A 16,358-nucleotide genomic window follows, 5' to 3' on the forward strand; every position below is an offset into this window, starting at 1 on the left:
CTATGTCGATGCCAGGTTGCGCTGGGCGCGATCGATGGCTTCATCCAGCCGGGAGCGTGAAATCGCCGCAAGTCGCTCGACACCGAGCAGACGTGCAAGGTCGAGAGCGGGGTCGGACTGTTCCAGAATGTCCTCGTTCGCAACGACGACAGCGGCCAGCTCGGCGATTGGAATGTCGGCAATGGACCGGCGGGCATCGGCATCGAACGGCATGCGATAATCAAGCAGGTCGACCACCGTCCCTCTCTTCCATAGGAAGCTGCCGCTGGATTCTTCAGTTCTATCGAACTCGCGCAGATGCAGGTCGATCCGCTCCCGAATCTTGTTGCCCGTTCTGAGCCAGCCATGCGCCCGTGCGATGCGCTGCGCAAGGACGTCATCTCGCAGAGGTCCTTCCTGCTCGATCACCGCGTCGACCATGGACCGCAGCGTGCCTCGGTAGACGAAGTCATAAAACTGATCCGGGCTGGTGGAAAATCCGGTTAGATCAGTCAGGCGATAACGGCCGCCCGTCGGTACGGTATCATGCGTCGAATGCGCGGCCGCAGGCAAAATTCCTGCAGATGCCGATGGGCGCTCTCCCGTCGCGAGGGGAGCGGCGACAAGTTCTGGCTCTGATTTTATCGACGGATGTTCCGGTTCGCCGGCCGATGCTAGGTCTTCGGCTGGCAATGGGTCCATGGGGTCGACCTTATGTCCCATGTCCCAATGGATCGCGGCTTCACTTTCCTGTTGTTCAGCCTGTTTGCGACGGCTTTCCTCGAGCAGCGCGGCCAGGCTGGCATGAAGCCTCTCGGTGCAACCTTCGAGATCAAACCACCAATCGGTTGACCATACCCGGACAATGTTCCACCCGAGGCCGCGCAGGACCTGCTCGCGGACCTTGTCTCGATCTCGCGCCGTGGCAGAACTGTGATAGGTCGCGCCGTCGCATTCGACCCCAGCCAGATAGGCGCCGGCGAGATCGGGATGCCGGATCCCTATATCCACTCGAAAGCCCGAAATGCCGACTTGAGGAACGATGGTCCATCCGCGCTTCTCAAGCTCGGCAGCGACGGCCTCCTCGAAAGGGGATTCCAGGGCTCCGACCGATCCGCGTTCCTGCGCTGGCAATGCCACAGCGCCGCGTTCGGCAAAATCGAGAAAGGCTTTGAGATGCTGTACGCCGATCGCTTTGGTTCGGTTGGGGTCGATCTGGTCGGCGGCAAAACCTGAAAATACGATCAGTTCCTGCCGCGCACGCGTCACCGCGACATTCAGCCGGCGTTCGCCGCCGTCCCGATTCAGCGCGCCGAAATCCATGCTGCGCTTGCCGGCATTATCTTGCGAAAAGGTGATCGAAAACAGGATTATGTCACGCTCGTCCCCTTGGACATTTTCCAGATTCTTGACGATGGCGGGCTCAATACGCTCGTCGGCAAAGAACCATTCAAGCTCCGGCTCTGTCTGGCGTGCCTTGTCGAAAAGGTCGAGGATGAGCGACTGCTGTTGCGCGTTGAAAGTGATGACTCCGAGCGTGGGTCGGTCCTTTTCCGGTAGGGCCAGCCAACGCCGCATCCTGCTGACCGCCTCGTCGGTTACCGCTTGGGCTTCGATTCGATTGGTGCGGCTTTTGCCACGGTCATAGATGCCGGTCGTGATTTTTCGCAGCTGAACTGCCCGATCTTCCACCGTTGGCGAAGGGAATGTGATGAGCCGGTTCTGATAGTAGTGATGGTTGGAAAAGGCGATCAGCGACTCATTGCGGCTACGATAATGCCAGCGCAGGTCACGTACCGGGATGCCGGCCGCTTTGGCTTCGTCGAGAATGCTCTCAAGATCCTTTTCGTGTTCGACGACTTCCTCGTCCTCCTCGTTGCGGCCAAAGAAATTGGTGGGCGGCAACTGCTTGGGATCGCCTACGATTATGGTTTGATGGGCTCGCGCGATGGCACCGACGGCGTCCCAGGTGGTGATCTGCGATGCTTCGTCGAAAATCACCACGTCGAACAGGGCTTGGTCGGGCGGTAGATATTGAGCGATTGAAAGAGGGGACATCAGCATGCACGGCGCGAGCTTGGCAAAGCTCGTCGGCATCGCGCCAATCATCTCGCGGATTGACCGGCTGGGCCGCTGCAATTCCATCTGATGGCGCAACAGGCCCAACTCGGAATTGCGCGGGACGCCTTGCACAGCCGGCAAACCATGAGCGATGGCACTGATGACGCGAAGGCTTGCTTGAGCGCGGACAAGATCGTCGATTTCCCGGAAATCTTCGATGGCGTGCTCGTGCTGGAAGCGACGGAAATTCCGCAGCACCGGATCGGCATCCAGCGTGGCCGGCAGCCACCAGCGTACATAGGCCAGGCGGAACGCGGATTGAGCTTCAGCTGGTCGCACTAGACCCGCCTCGATATCGTCGACCAACGCTCCCAGATTGTGACTGACAGCCCTGCGACGAATGCCGCACCACGAAGTCCAGTCCCGGAGAAGATGACGGGCGTCGAGCAAGTCTCCCATCGCAGTCGTCAATTCGGTCAGCGGGTTATCATGTTCTGCCCAAGAAGGCGTCTTTCCAGCAGGGATCGCAAATTGGGTCTTGGCAGCCTCGAATGCTGCAGAAGCCGCAAGGAAGCGGGCTGCCCCATAGCGCATCGTGCTATCTGCTGCACCGCTTCGCAGGCTCGGGGCGGTTGCTTGCAGGAGCGCTTTGAAATCCTCCGTGCCGAGGCCGGGCAGGCGTAGCGTCTGTCGAAGCCTTTCGGCCATCGAGAGTATCTGATCGATACGGTGGGTGTCGGTATCAAGTGCGGCAAATCCGATCGGCTTCCCAGATAGGATGTTGGCTTCGACAGTGGCCCGGCGGTCCTGCATCAGGCGCAACAGCAGCAAGTCGTGCTGAGGATCGGCTACCCCCTCTGTGACATAGCCTTGAAGCAGCTTCTGGACTTTGCGTTTGCCCAACTGACTGTTTGGCCAGAATGCAGAAGCGGCCTGCTGCCATTGCTGCTCTATGTCCTCCACCCGTATGCGCGCAACGGCAGCCTCGTCATAGCGGGCCGACAGGTCCTTGCGAGACTTGCGATAGTCTCCGATTGCCTCATTGAGAGTGGCGAGGGCTCCCCGCAACTGGGCGAAATCTCGATCAAAGACAATGCTGACGTCATAGCCGGCACTGTCCTGGAGTGCCGCTGCTAGTTTTCGCAGCGCTTCGAGCTCCGCTTTTGACGCGTCGCCTTTGGCGCGCAGGCCGATGCTCACCAGGAAGGCGTCGAGTGCGGTCGCTAGAACCTCGGACGCATTCTTGAGGGTCTTTGCCCCTTCGAGCAAATTGTCCTGCCAGCCTGACGTCCACTCGGTGACATCTATAAGACGCAAGACCGACCGCATCTCCACCGACTGAAATGCGAGACCTGTTTCGGCGGCAATATGCTCCAGCGCCAGCCGGTTTGCCTCGTCATGGGAATCGCGCGATGGCCAGGACAATCTCGGAGCGTGCTGCCGCTTGTTCTTGAGAGCGATGCCGAGCGCCAGATAAGGCGTCAGACCATTGACATGGTGCCGATGCAGCGCTTCGACATAGGCATTCAGTTCGTCGCGACGGACGCGAAGCCGCTCGTTGATCGCAATCCACTCCGCTGCGTCCACGCGCACGCCGCTTTCCCAGCTGATCCTGAGCTGGGTGAGAAAGTTGCGTCGGTCCGCCTTGCTGGAATGGAGTTCGAGACAATGCGCGCCCAGGCCATGTTCGCGCAGGCGGCGATACACCACATCGAGCGCCGCCGTCTTCTCGGCCACAAACAGCACGGTTTTGCCAACTGAAAGACAGTTGGCAATCATGTTGGCAATGGTCTGGCTCTTGCCAGTGCCGGGAGGACCGATGATGACAAAATCGCGACCCTCAGCGGCGGCAAGACTTGCGGCGGTCTGTGAGGAGTCGGCCGGCAGCAGCAAAACCATGTCGGACGGGGCATAGTGCCGGTCGAGTTCGCGCTCGTCGCGGAATGATGCGCCATTGCCCTCGAAAGCTATCTCCGGCGTGTCGATCAGATGGCGCACGACACGGTTTTCGCGCAGCGCATCGGTACGCTCGACCAGATCCTTCCACATGAGAAACTTGGCGAAGGAAAAGGTCGACAGCGCCGTCTCGTCCACCACCTCCATGCCGGGGACGTCGCGCACTGCCTGGCGCATAAGACCGAGCAGCCTCGGCACATCAACGCCGCTTTCGTCCTCGGGCAGCTCACCGGAAAACTGTGGCAGTTTGAGCTCGAAGTCGCGTTCGAGAAACTGCAACAAGGTTGCGTTGAATCGCGGTTCATCTTCATGGAAGCGCAAGGTAAAATGCGATGTTGCGCTGCGGCGCTCGATTTTGACCGGTACGAGCAGCAATGGCGCGCGATAGCTGCGCTCGTCCTCGGCCTTCTTCTTCCAGCGCAGGAAGCCGACCGCCAGGAAGAGCGTATTCGCGCCGCCCTCGGCAAAATCGTTGCGCACTTGCCGGTAAAGATCGATCAGCCGGGATTCCAATTGACGCCCATCGAGCGTCGACGGGAGCTCGTCGCGCAGAAGCGCTTCCGCGGCAAAGCCACGCTGGAGGTCACGTCCGTGCACCTCGCGATAGAGGACAGCATCCCGCTCGCCCAGTGGATTCTGTTCGGGGAGCGAAATCAGCCGGATCGAAGCGCCTGCCATCAGACGGTCCTCGAGGTAGCCGACGTCAGTACAAAGAAACGGAATTGTCTTCTTGGAGTCCGGAAAATTGAGCAGGCGGTTCCGCAGTGTCAAATCGAGGAGCTTTTTCTGCCAGCGGTCGATCCGTCCGGCCGCTGTCGTCGGCTTTACCTCGACGATCTCGACCGGCAGGGCTACCACGGCCGGTGCGGCTGGCAACGGCAACGCGATTTCGGTTGCCGCCTCTGCATCCACGCTGCGGCGCGTCGGTTCGTGCGAAGCAAGCGGTGTGATGCCGCCGCTGCGCGAGCGGCGTATATCGATGGCTGCGACAAAGGTGGCTACCTGCGTTTCGTCGAGCCGCTGTTCGATTGCGTGTTGGGCAGCCTCCAACGTCATCGCCGGCCGATGCGTCACGCCTGTCGTCTCAAACACGATGAGTTCGCGCGATGCCAGCGCCTTGCGGACCTCCATGGCATCGGGTTCAATGGCGTTGGCGAGCGTCCTTTGTGTCATCCAGACGCCGACGGCCGCGTGTCCCTGAAACATCAAAACGACGGGATGCAAGCCCGTCGCCTCCAGGGCGGACGCGAATAACAGACTGGTATCGAGACAGGTTGCCAGCTTTTCTGCCGTAATAATTGAGGGACGTCGAATTTTTTGGCCGCGGCTTTCGAAGCTCGCAGGTGGCTCTGCATAATGCAGCGATAGGCCAGCAATGGCCGAATAAATTGCGGCCGCCAGCATGAATGCGCGTTGCGGATTGCCGCTTTGATAGCCATCGAGGCTGGAAGGATGACCATGCGCTGCGAGCAGCTCCGCTGCGGAACGCAGCAGTCCTGCGATCGCCGGGTCGTTCGGCATGACGAATGCGGCGAGCAATTGCGCCATATCGACGACGCCACCCCATTCGTCGCGGGCAAGCAGGCGCACCGCAACGCGCTGCTCGGCCAGCACTGCGCCTCCTGAGGTTAGGCGCAACGTTATCTCCCCGCGCTCAGCCTCGTTGAGACCGGCCAGATAGCCGGCGTCGAGATCGATTTTTCGATCGCTTAAGGGAAGCCGGTCGCCAGCAACGATCCGATCAATTGTCCAGCTTTTGGCGCGCAAAAAAGGGGGGTTCGATGTCAGCTCGAGAGTGCATTTTTCGAAACCCTGCTGGGTCGGGTTGTTGAGCGCGATAGACCGGATCACCGGAATAGCATTTTGGAAGGACGCATATGTAAAGCTGGCGGCGATGTCCGCCACGACTTCTATTACGGGCGCGGCTGATATACCGGCAGCATCGCCAGTCTCCGAACTCGTTTCCATACCCCATCCCCTATTTTCATTTACGATAGAACTTTGCCGCCAGAATTTGAAAGTAAATTCTCGGTATGGTCGCCGCTTATGTCCAGCAGCATAGATTTCTAAAAGTGTTACCGCCCAGATAACGGTCGAAATGGAGACAGGCGATAATCGGTCGTCACGATTGGAGGGGATCCAAAAGTCGCGGAAATCGGAGCGCCGGCGCACGCTGCTGAAACCCAAGACGGGCAGGACGTCATCCGCAAATGTGTGGCGGTCCGGGCGCCATGGACCAAGCGTTGCGCGCCTATCGCGAGCGCTGTCGTGGCGCCTATCGCGGACTCGGACCCAGCCCGACAGTGACGGCGAACCTCGATCGGCCTATCGGTGAGGCGGTCGAATTCCGCCCATAGACTATCGAAAGGCACGCACTTCCAGCTCTATCTCCTCGTACGCGTTGCCGGCTACCTAAATTCGTGCGCGCGGTCCAATGCCTTTGATTGCTGATGTCGTTGTGGAGACGTTTGATCGCTGAAGCATTTGTTTGCTGACCTAGCGGCGCGGGGGGAGGTCATTTATTGGGTACATCTCCAGCACTCTATGTGCGATCGCGAGGAAAATTTGTCCAGACAAGCGAATTCATCGAATCTGGACTAATCAATAAGTATAATGATGGTAAGATTCGGGGGGCAGGAATGGCCGAGGTTGGACTTTTGGAATGGGCGGATAAGCAGCCCGACTGGATTAGGGATGCCTTAAGAAGACACGCCGCGCGGCCGGGCTTCAACCTCGAGCAGGAGGATAAGGCCGGTGTAACAGCTCGGGTCCGCCACGTCGGTGGATTTACCGCTGATCTGCCCGAATGCTCTCCGCTCTCGGCGGAGCATTTGAGGGCCAACAGTTCGAACGAGCCGCGCGCGGTGCTTTGCTCACTCGGCCCCGTCAAGCATTTGAACCGCCTCGCCGAAGAGCAGCAACTGCGTTTCGCCACCGATGGCATCACCATTATCTACGGCGACAATGGAAGCGGAAAGAGCGGCTATTGCCGGATCGCGAAGAAGCTTTGCCGTAGTCTGACGGCGGATGATCTTCTTGGCAACGTGTTCGAGATCGGCACCAAACCGCCAGCCGAAGTGCTTGTCCGGTTTCTCGAAGAGGGTGCTACGGAACCGACCCCCATAACCTGGAAGGACGGAACGCTGCCCCCCGCGTCAATTGCACGGATCTCCGTTTTCGACTCCGCGAACGCTCGCCTCTACGTCGATAAGCAAAACCGTATCGGTTTTCTGCCCGCAGCCATCGCGCTTCTCGAAAGCCATGGACGTCACCGCACCGAGCTCGAAGCCGACTTCCGGGAAGAAATCAAAGCGATCGAAAAGAACCTAAAGACACCATTGCCGAGTGGGTACACAGCTGCCGGCGCGGTCGTAAAGCTGCTGGCTCGTCTCGAAATCAAGTCAAAGGACGTGATGCCTTCCGCAGCCGAAATCAAAAACCTCGCTGCCCTCTCAGAGCAGGACATGGCTGATCTCGCTGGCCTCGAACAGGCTCTGGCAAGCGACCCTTCAACGATGGCGACAAAGCGTCGGCGTGCCAAGGCGGCCTTGGAAAAACTGCTGACTGCATCTGAACAGATCGACGCGGCTCTCTCAGCGGCGGCCCTCGAGATTTATCGCAATCTATATGCAACAGCCGATTCTACAGCGCAGGCTGCACAACTTGCCGCCTCAGGAGCGTTCGCGACTATGCCGTTGAGCGGCGTTGGGCTTTCTCCCTGGCGGTATATGTTCGACCATGCACGAGCCTATTTAGCGAGCGTCACTGGCATCGATCATCAGCACTTGCCAGATCAGGAAGGCGATCGTTGCATGCTCTGCCAGGAGCCGATGACGGCGGACGCCGCGGGGCGGATCCAATCCTTCAATGACTTCGTAACGGGCGCCGCAAATAAGGCGGCGCAAGTCGCATCTATTGCCCATGAAGAGGCCCTGCGCCAAATCAAAGGACTCACCATTGCGACCGGGGAGGCGGTTGAGGCGGCTCTCGGAGAGTTTGGCGATCTGTCCGCCGCACGCAAGGCGATGGTGGCCCTGATCTCGGCATATTATGTCGAGGCAGGTAAAAGGCGTGATGCAATTGTCGTTGCGGCTGCGCTGTCCGAGTACGCTGCGTTCCCGCAACTTGCGGCGCCAGTTGCATCGAAACTCCGAACGGAGGCGGAGGCGCTAGAGGCCGAAGCGCTGACGGACGACAAGGCAGCGGCCGACGACGGGAACCGCGCTACCGATCGAGCTCGTCGCGATACACTCAAGGATCGGAAAAAACTGGGCGACGATCTCACCATCGTTCTCGCGCGCTTGGCGAATCTCGAAGAGCGGCGCAAGCTTCTCTCATGCTGCGATGCTGTCGAAACAGGCTCGGTGTCACGGCAGATGACGTCGCTTCGACGAAGCCTCGTCATGCAGGATCTCGAAAAGCGCGTCGTCGCCGAGATTGAGACTCTGGCGTTAACGCACATCCCGTTCGCAGTTAATGATCGTAGTCAAGATGGGCAGAGCTATTTCGAGGTCGGGCTCAACGCGGCAAAAGCGATCTCAAACAGCAAGGTCTTAAGCGAAGGAGAGCAGCGCGCGCTTGCCCTGGCCTGTTTCTTAGCCGAGGTCGGAGGAGACACATCGCGTCAAGGCATGATCATCGACGACCCCGTGTCATCTCTCGACCATGTTCGGATCAGGCGGGTCGCGGCAAGGCTCGTAAAAGAAGCGGCCACAGGACGTCAGATTATTATTTTCACCCATAATCTTCTGTTCTTCAACGAGGTGGTTGACGCAGCTGCGCAGGCCAATCCGCCGATTCCCCTTGTTCGAAACTACATCAACAAGTCCGAATCTGCCGGTTTTGGCTTGATTAGCGAAACTGACGAGCCGTGGATCGCACAGTCTGTCACGAAGCGCATCGAGACTCTCAAGACGCGCCTGAAGAGCTTCGACGGCGCCACTGATTTCACCACCGATGCTTGGCGAAGGTCAGCGAAGGATTTCTACAGCGATCTTCGGGAAACCTGGGAGAGGCTCGTTGAAGAAATCCTGCTCGGTAAAGTCGTCGAGCGATTTAACAGCGATGTCAAGACACAGAGCCTGAAGGGTGTGGTGGTCGAGGACGAAGACCACAAGCGAATCTATTGGGCCATGAAGCGAGTTTCGGAGCGTTCTGGACATGACATGGCGTCCGCCAAGGCCATTCCAGTTCCAACACCAAACGATATGAAGAGCGATCTTGATGGAATTGACCAATATCGTATCGACACCACCAAACGAAAAAAGGATGCCGAAAAGCGCCGGATTGAATTCGAACAGCCTCCCAAGGCGACTGTACTCTAGCCTAATGACTATTGTCGTGTATTACTGGCCCTCACTGGCTTCATCCTGCTGCGCATGCCGGTGTCCGCCTGCCGCGGGCGAAGCCGACGTGACGAGGAAGTATCGCGAGGGCGCCAAGCCATCAATGGCTGTGCGCTCGCTCTTCATCTTGGATTTCAGCGCCGAGAAGCCTGACCGCTGGTAGTGCTTCGCCTGCACAATGTCGCCGCCGGCAAGGGCATGTCGACCATCCATCGCGTCGTCCGGTCCCTCGGGAAAGGCCTCGAAACGCTTGTCGATCTCGCGACCTACGAGGTCGCGGGCCAAATCCTCAAACTCGTTATGGGACAAACTCGAGAAATCATAAGCCATGCGCCCAGATTGAGTGCCCATTTGGTGGGCAGACAAGCAACCGGGGGCACAATTGCGTCGTGCCTCTCCATTACCAACAAAAAGATAAACGCGCTTTCCAGGCGATGCGGTCGGATGATCGTTTCGCGCTTGGCAAAAGCGAACGGATTAGTCTATGGCTCTCGGCGGGGGGGCGAGTTATGCGACGGGTGCGAATCCTTCAAGTAGGCGATATTCACTATCCGGATTGGCATCCTTCCTCTAGCAACATCGATGCCAAGGATAGCAAGTTCGCTCCGAAAATAACGCAGAAGCTACGCGCGTCTTCGCTGCGTGCCGTCTTGACGAAGCTTCGGCGGCTGACGACTTCGAAGCCCTTGGATTCGATCGCCTTCATGGGGGATTTCACGAGCCGTGGCGACAAGACTTTCATTGCTTCGGCATTCCAGCATTTCACGTTGCTCTGCCGCGCACAGGGGCGCAGTTCAAAGGCGCTTCCGTTGATATTCGTACCGGGAAATCACGATGTGAACCGTGATGACGCGCGCGAACTTGGACCGACTGAGAAATTCAGCGAAATGGCGAGTTTAGCCGCCCGCTTGGGTTGGCAGACCGTTCCCGTGGACCAACCCGTGCACTTCAGACTTCCGACAGGATCCGCAGGCGCAAACTTCATCCTCGTCAACACAGCGATAGGCAGTTGGGAGCTTCAGAACCTTCCCGCGTTCCTTCGTGATCGTCTCGAGGCACTCGGTCCTTCTACAGAACCTGTAGATCTCGGCTCGCCGGACACCTCGGGACATTCGCCCGCGACACCTCCCAGCGATCCAGACAAGGAGGCGTCCGACGACGAGTATTACGGTCAGATGGACACGCCATACATCTCGCGTGAGATGCTTGCAGGCCTACAGGAATTGCTCCAGCAGCCCGACATGCGTTACGGCATCATGATCGGCCATCACAATCTGCTGCCACAAAAGACTCCGCGCATTACGCCATACGCGGAGATGCTCAACAGCGGATTTGTCAGAACTCAGCTGCTGCAGGGCAACAAGCCTATCGTCTACCTGCATGGACACATACATGCCGATCCGGTCGAGATCGTCAACGATCCAAGGTTTCCGGACGGCAAATTGATCTGCATCTCAGCACCAGAGATACAGTCAGGTTTCAATGAGCTCGTCTTCTTCACGACCGATCAGGGAGAGCTCGTCGGCATCCGACTTATACCCTACCGCACCAATGTCGCCGACGGGACGGTCATGGAAGGCGAACATTGCTTCATCTCGACTATGTCCAACGGCAAGGCCTTTCTGAACAACGACACGTTTGACCTGATGCGCCGACTGCGCGACCATGCCACCAGGCGCGGGAATGGGTTACTCTTCTGGGACGAGATCACTGAGATTGCCGCCTCCGCCGAGCTCGGGCTAGATTTGGAAGACTCTCTTCTGATGCTCCAAGCGGCGCGCTTCGTCGAGATAGACGGCCTCACGAAGGCAAACTCGGCTTGGCGCATTAAGGTAAGGGACGAATAGAGATGGAGAATCCGTTCGGCCCCAACAGGATCGAGTACGAAAGTCGCCCGATACTGTGGTTCAGTCAGAAGTCGGCCTTGATTTCTGCCGCCGCCAAGCCGGTCTTCGTCGCAGGGACGAGAGGCAGCGGCAAGACCAGTATTCTTCGCTCGCTTTCCACAGTTCATATCCTCGAAGACAAAAGTCTCGCGGACCAAGTCGGCAAGCTCGGCTGGTATGGCGTCTTCTTCCAGCTCAATGAGACATTTTCGCCCCTAATCGACAACGCGGTTCTGAACCTCATTCCGGAGCGGATACGCTTCGACACGGCCGCCGTGATCCCGCGGCAATTCGTAATCTTCTCTCACTATCTGGAGCTGAAGATAGTCGAACGCCTGCTCGAGAGCATCAGCCAGCTCAGACGCGACAGCCACTTGAAATACCGGGCCTCTGAAGATAGGGACGTCGCCTTGGCACTGCATCGCGAAGTGCTGCACTTCATACCCCAACCTGCCCGTCTCGACTTCTTCAGCATAGATGAGCTGCGGGGTGGGATAACCCGGTACGTCGACGAATGCTTCAACGCGTTCTTCTTTGCCGCCGATGAGGGAGCGACCGGCTTCAGAGCGACAGACCCTGGCGCGATCATTAACAAGGTCGCGACCGCGATCACCCCACTTTTAAATGGCCCATCTTTCGCCGGTGACAGGGCGCCCTTCTTCAAGATCCTGATTGACGACTGTGAGGCACTGACACCGCTCCAACAGCAGTTCCTGAACACCTTGGTGAGGAAGACGCGCGGCAATGTGAAATGGGTCCTCGCCTACATCGGCGGCCTTTACGACACGATCCGGACGATCATACCCGGCCAGTCGCTCTCGAATGCTGACCGGGACGTCGAGAATCTTGATTCAGTCGATCCGAGGGAGTTCGCCACGCTGTGCGAGAACGTGTCGTCGCTTCGGCTCTACTATGCGCTTCCTGACCATCTGCGGAGTGATCTCAAGCGCAACGATGCGCTCAGCGCGTTTTCGCTCAAAAACCGGCTGGGGCGGCTTTCCGTCAATGACATCATCGAGCGGGTTATCATATCGGGTCATTCCGAGGGCAGAGAAGAGCTTGTGGCACTCGCTGATGCAGCACGTGAATTCCTCTCCGTGAATTTGAGGACGGCGGATCAGCAGCAATTCCTTCTTGATCGAAAAGCGCGCCCTTATGCCGAAGGGCTGGCGCTCGCGCTCATGAACCCGGAAATCAAGCGCCGGCCCATGAGCAAGGCGGATGCTTCAAATCTGAAGAGGTCGATCGCCCGGAAACAGGGATGGGCTTTTCTGAAAGCGTGCCAGATGCTGCGTCTGCATGACTACCCGTACGTAGGGCACCAGATCATCACATCATTGAGCGACGTCTGTATACGCGATTTCCTTGATATAATGGGAGAGATCTTCCGCCGCAGTGTTCCGAGTTCCAGTGATCCACGAAAACTGGTGGAATTCATCAACTCGGATTTACAGATTCATCTCGAACAGCAGAGACAGGCTGTGAACGCCGCCTCTCAACGGAAGCTTGATGGACTTCAGGCGCTTTCACATCCGTACGAAGAAGAGAGCGTGCGCATGGTGCGGGCGTTGGGTTACCTGACCGCTCGCCTCCAGACAGAGTTTGCCGAAGAAAATGCTCTAGGAACGACAGAGAGAGGCATTTTCAGGGTTGATCTAAAGGAAATGCGCTCGCTGGTGAACCGACTGGAGCAACCCAGCGGAAAACTGGACGAGGTCCTGCGTCGGGCGGAAAGGGATGGGTTTATCCGGGAGGTCTCCGCCGCCGGCAACTTTGAGGTGGACCGCGCCGACCCCGCATCGAAGGAGATGCTGATCAGATTGCATCGGCGATTTGCACCTTACTTCGGGTTCTCCTATCGCGGCCCGTACGAAATCAACACAATCCCTGCGGCGCAGATGGTCGACCTGCTTTTTACCAGGCATCGGCTCCCAGAAGACTGGGCCGACTCGGTGTTTAAGGAGCTCGTCGCGCGGCCCGCACTCAAGACCGAATTCCAGCACTCGCTTTTCGAGAGCGATCTCGAATGACCGCTTCAACTGTCGAGTATCGAGTCTTCGGCCATCTGGCCGTCACTGAGAAGGCGAGAGATGCAGGTACCTGCGAAACGATGGAGGCAGATATCGCGATCGTCGCGCTTGGATGGGAAACGCGTTTCGCCGCGTTCGAAAACCATCTTGACCTGAAGGTCGGCAAAATCGTGGTTCTGGACTTTGCTCTGAAGGAAGCGAACGTCCCAGCCGTCGAAGAAAACCGGCGAAAGCTCATCGCTATGGGTACCCGATGGGGCGTCGAAGTGACTGCGATCACCCTCGAGCCTTCCATCGAGTATCAGAAGAACATCAATCTCCTCGATCACCTGCTCACTCAGATGGCCGCTTCATGTGGCTCATACGAAGGAAGCCTGCGGAAGGTTTTCGTCGAGTGCTCGACGATGCCGCGAATCTACATCCAATGGCTGATTGCGGTGGCATTCAAGAAAATGTCGATTCAGTCTCTCGAATTCGGGTACGCCGAAGGTATCTACGGGAACGCGATCGGCAAAGAGGATTTTTCCAGCGGCTTGGACCGATACGTCACCGTCCCTCATCTTCAAGGCAGCGGAGGAATGGGCGAAGAGAAAGTCCTGCTCGTGGGGATCGGAGGAGATGCCGACGTATTCTACGGATTGATCGATATCGTCAGTCCGGAACGGATCTCGCTCCTCGTCCCAAGAAGCGAGAAGAATGCGCATATCGATGCTTTGCTCGATCAACAGGTGGCCAAGGTACGTGAAACCCACCGGCTCGAAGATGGCGAAGTTCGCGACATCCAGGCTTTCGGGCTGATGGCCCACCTCGATGCTTTCGAGACGTATCTCGACGGGTTCGGCTCGCGTGCGGTGGTGAACGTTTTTGTCAGCGGCCCGAAGGTTCAGGCCATCGCTGCTGCCGTGCTCGCCTGCTCCGACAGCCGCGTCCATCTCAAGGCACGAATTCCCACCTCCTATGCCCATCGTGAAGTCTCAGCGAATGGGCGGTATCATATCTATAGGCTGATTGACCTGACATCCCCTGCCTGCAGCCTTCCCGGGACGTTCTGACACGATCTTGCATTCGAGTAGCATCATGGTCCCAGTAGCCGTTCCGCCAAGCCTTCAGCGCATGTTCGTGTCGCCCGATCCGGTCGATGGGGGACTAATTCCCACTTAGAAGCTGCTCTACATCAGATCAGGGGAAATGCAGACTGGCAGAATTCCATAATTAGCGACTCAAAACATATACTCAGGCGAGACTGTTTAGCATAGAAATAGTGAGCGCTCTCCAATATGTTAGGCTCTGTCGCAGTAGCGCAACAAGCTCAGTCTTTGGATGGGTGGTATGAGGATGAGACGACTGAATGTGTACAGGCTCAGTCATTTTATCGAGGCTCTCGTTTTTGTCGTAAGCGCGTTCGGTGCGACGTGGCTTACCAGCTTTGTGAACGCGCCATGGTGGGCATATGTGATTATAGCGGCCATCACTATGGGCATGTTCGTAGCCGTGCGTCGGGTCCTTTCTGAGCCGCAACGTATGGGACTCTTGGCACACAACTCGGCAGCGACCTCTGCGTGAACCCAGGCGCCTTGAAAATGTCCCCGATGCGTCCGGATTTTTGGCGGTGATCTTCAATCAAATGCGATGAGCTGCAATTTCTGGCGACGGCCACGCTAAGGGCGGGCCTCCAGCACCATGTTGAACGGTGTCTCCGCGGCGCGACGCAATCGCTTGAAGCCGCCGCCGGTCACAACCTTGCGCAGCCTCGCCTCACCGGCCTGGGCTCCAAGCGCGAGCCCGACTTCCTGCGACACGGATGCGGGCGTGCACACGAAAGTGGAAGCGGCATAGTAAACGCGGCCGACGGGATTGAGGTTCGCCGCCAGATGATCATGCGCGAACGGCTCGACGATCATCCACGTGCCGTCCGGCTTGAGCGATCCGTGGACATGGGTGGCGGCGCCCGTCGGGTCGCCCATGTCGTGAAGGCAATCGAAGAATGTGACGAGGTCATACGTTCCGGGATAGCTCTTGGCGGCCGCCACGTCGAACCGCGTGTTAACGCCGACGCCGGCTACCTCGGCCGCCTTGCGGGCGCGCTCAATCGAGGGGGCATGATAGTCGAAGCCGACGAAGCGCGAATTGGGGAAGGCCTGTGCCATGAGCACGGTCGATGCACCATGACCGCATCCAACATCCGCGACGTCCACGCCGCGTTCGAGCTTCTCGACGACGCCCTCCAAGGCCGGCAGCCAGGAGTCGATCAGATTGGCATTGTAGCCTGGACGGAAGAACCGTTCCGTACCGCGAAACAGACACGCGCTATGATCGTGCCACCCGACGCCCTTGCCGGACTGGAATGCCTGCCTCACCTTTTCTTCATCGAGCCACAGCGCGGACAGGAACTCGAATGCGCCTGCCATGAAGGCCGGGCTGTCTTCATCAGCGAACACCAGCTCTTGCTCGGCGTTGAGATAGAATTTGTCGCTCGCTTCATCGTAGTCGACGTAACCCGCCGCCGCCTGCCCGGAAAGCCATTCCCTTACGAGGCGTTCCTGGGTGCCGGTGCGTGTCGAAAGTTCGGCGGCCGTCATCTTGCCGCCTTCGCGCAATGCCTTAAACAGGCCGAGTCTGTCCCCCAGCAGGACTCCCGCGCCCGTTGCGATCGCACCGAGATCGCCGACCATTTTCCCCAAGAATGCGTCCAACTTTTCCTGATTCGCTTCAGACATCTGAATCTCCCTTTGGGTTCAATCTCTCCAGGCGACGGAGCCGTGCTCGTCATGAGGCGCCTTGAGCATCAGATGCTCGAAGACATGCAGATATCCCCGGCGGCTCATCCGCGCTGCCGATCCTGCACCAGACCATATCGGTGACGAGCGGCGCGGTGGTCGGGAATGACAGCCACCTCCATGCCGTTGAAAAGCAGGAAATCCGTCACTTTGCCCTCGTCGGTAACCGGCGGAGCCGGAGTGGTCGTCACCAGGGCAAGCCCTGTTGCAGCAGGTATCCTTGGGCAGCCTGTCAGAACATCGATGACTCCGGTTGTGGTGCCGGGGCGGGCGATCAGGGGCCAAGTGATTGTTCCGCGGCGGCTGTATGTTGTGGTAAGGTGA

Annotated in this window: 7 protein-coding genes and 1 pseudogene; 4 read left to right on the top strand and 4 right to left on the bottom strand. The window is 58.2% G+C overall.

Annotated features, from left to right (window positions below; all coding sequences use genetic code 11):
• Nucleotides 1-5,964 carry a DUF3320 domain-containing protein gene (locus EOA28_RS00565; RefSeq protein ID WP_126057627.1) on the bottom strand — a complete coding sequence of 1,988 codons (5,964 nt, stop codon included), beginning with the start codon at nucleotides 5,962-5,964 and terminating at the stop codon, nucleotides 1-3.
• Nucleotides 5,965-6,635: 671 nt separating this feature from the next.
• Between EOA28_RS00565 and EOA28_RS00570 the strand changes: the two genes are divergently transcribed.
• Complete coding sequence (locus EOA28_RS00570) at nucleotides 6,636-9,320, top strand: AAA family ATPase (RefSeq protein WP_126063811.1); 2,685 nt, start codon at nucleotides 6,636-6,638, stop codon at nucleotides 9,318-9,320.
• Between the two features lie 21 nt (nucleotides 9,321-9,341).
• Here EOA28_RS00570 and EOA28_RS00575 read toward each other — a convergent pair whose 3' ends face one another.
• Complete coding sequence (locus tag EOA28_RS00575) at nucleotides 9,342-9,671, bottom strand: hypothetical protein (RefSeq protein ID WP_186815491.1); 330 nt, start codon at nucleotides 9,669-9,671, stop codon at nucleotides 9,342-9,344.
• Nucleotides 9,672-9,730: 59 nt separating this feature from the next.
• On the opposite strand from EOA28_RS00575, the gene EOA28_RS00580 reads away from it, so the two are divergent.
• Genes EOA28_RS00580 through EOA28_RS00590 form a run of 3 tightly spaced genes read left to right on the top strand, consistent with a single transcriptional unit; the run spans nucleotide 9,731 to nucleotide 14,309 of the window.
• Nucleotides 9,731-11,188 carry a metallophosphoesterase gene (locus tag EOA28_RS00580; RefSeq protein ID WP_126057628.1) on the top strand — a complete coding sequence of 486 codons (1,458 nt, stop codon included), beginning with the start codon at nucleotides 9,731-9,733 and terminating at the stop codon, nucleotides 11,186-11,188.
• 2 nt (nucleotides 11,189-11,190) lie between these two features.
• A complete protein-coding gene (locus EOA28_RS00585) occupies nucleotides 11,191-13,257 on the top strand; it encodes a hypothetical protein (protein WP_126057629.1) in 2,067 nt (688 codons plus the stop codon).
• Nucleotides 13,254-14,309, top strand: a complete 1,056-nt coding sequence (locus tag EOA28_RS00590; protein ID WP_126057630.1) for a hypothetical protein — start codon at nucleotides 13,254-13,256, stop codon at nucleotides 14,307-14,309. Before EOA28_RS00585 ends, EOA28_RS00590 begins: the two co-directional genes overlap by 4 nt.
• A 606-nt stretch (nucleotides 14,310-14,915) precedes the next feature.
• Here EOA28_RS00590 and EOA28_RS00595 read toward each other — a convergent pair.
• Both EOA28_RS00595 and EOA28_RS00600 read right to left on the bottom strand, forming a co-directional pair.
• Nucleotides 14,916-15,974 (bottom strand): class I SAM-dependent methyltransferase, encoded by a 1,059-nt coding sequence (locus EOA28_RS00595; RefSeq protein WP_024504268.1) that lies wholly within the window; start codon nucleotides 15,972-15,974, stop codon nucleotides 14,916-14,918.
• Between the two features lie 57 nt (nucleotides 15,975-16,031).
• Nucleotides 16,032-16,252: pseudogene (locus tag EOA28_RS00600) on the bottom strand (insulinase family protein); the annotation flags it as partial.
• Between the last annotated feature and the right edge of the window lie 106 nt (nucleotides 16,253-16,358).

This window comes from Mesorhizobium sp. M2A.F.Ca.ET.067.02.1.1 (assembly GCF_004023285.1).
GTDB lineage: Bacteria > Pseudomonadota > Alphaproteobacteria > Rhizobiales > Rhizobiaceae > Mesorhizobium.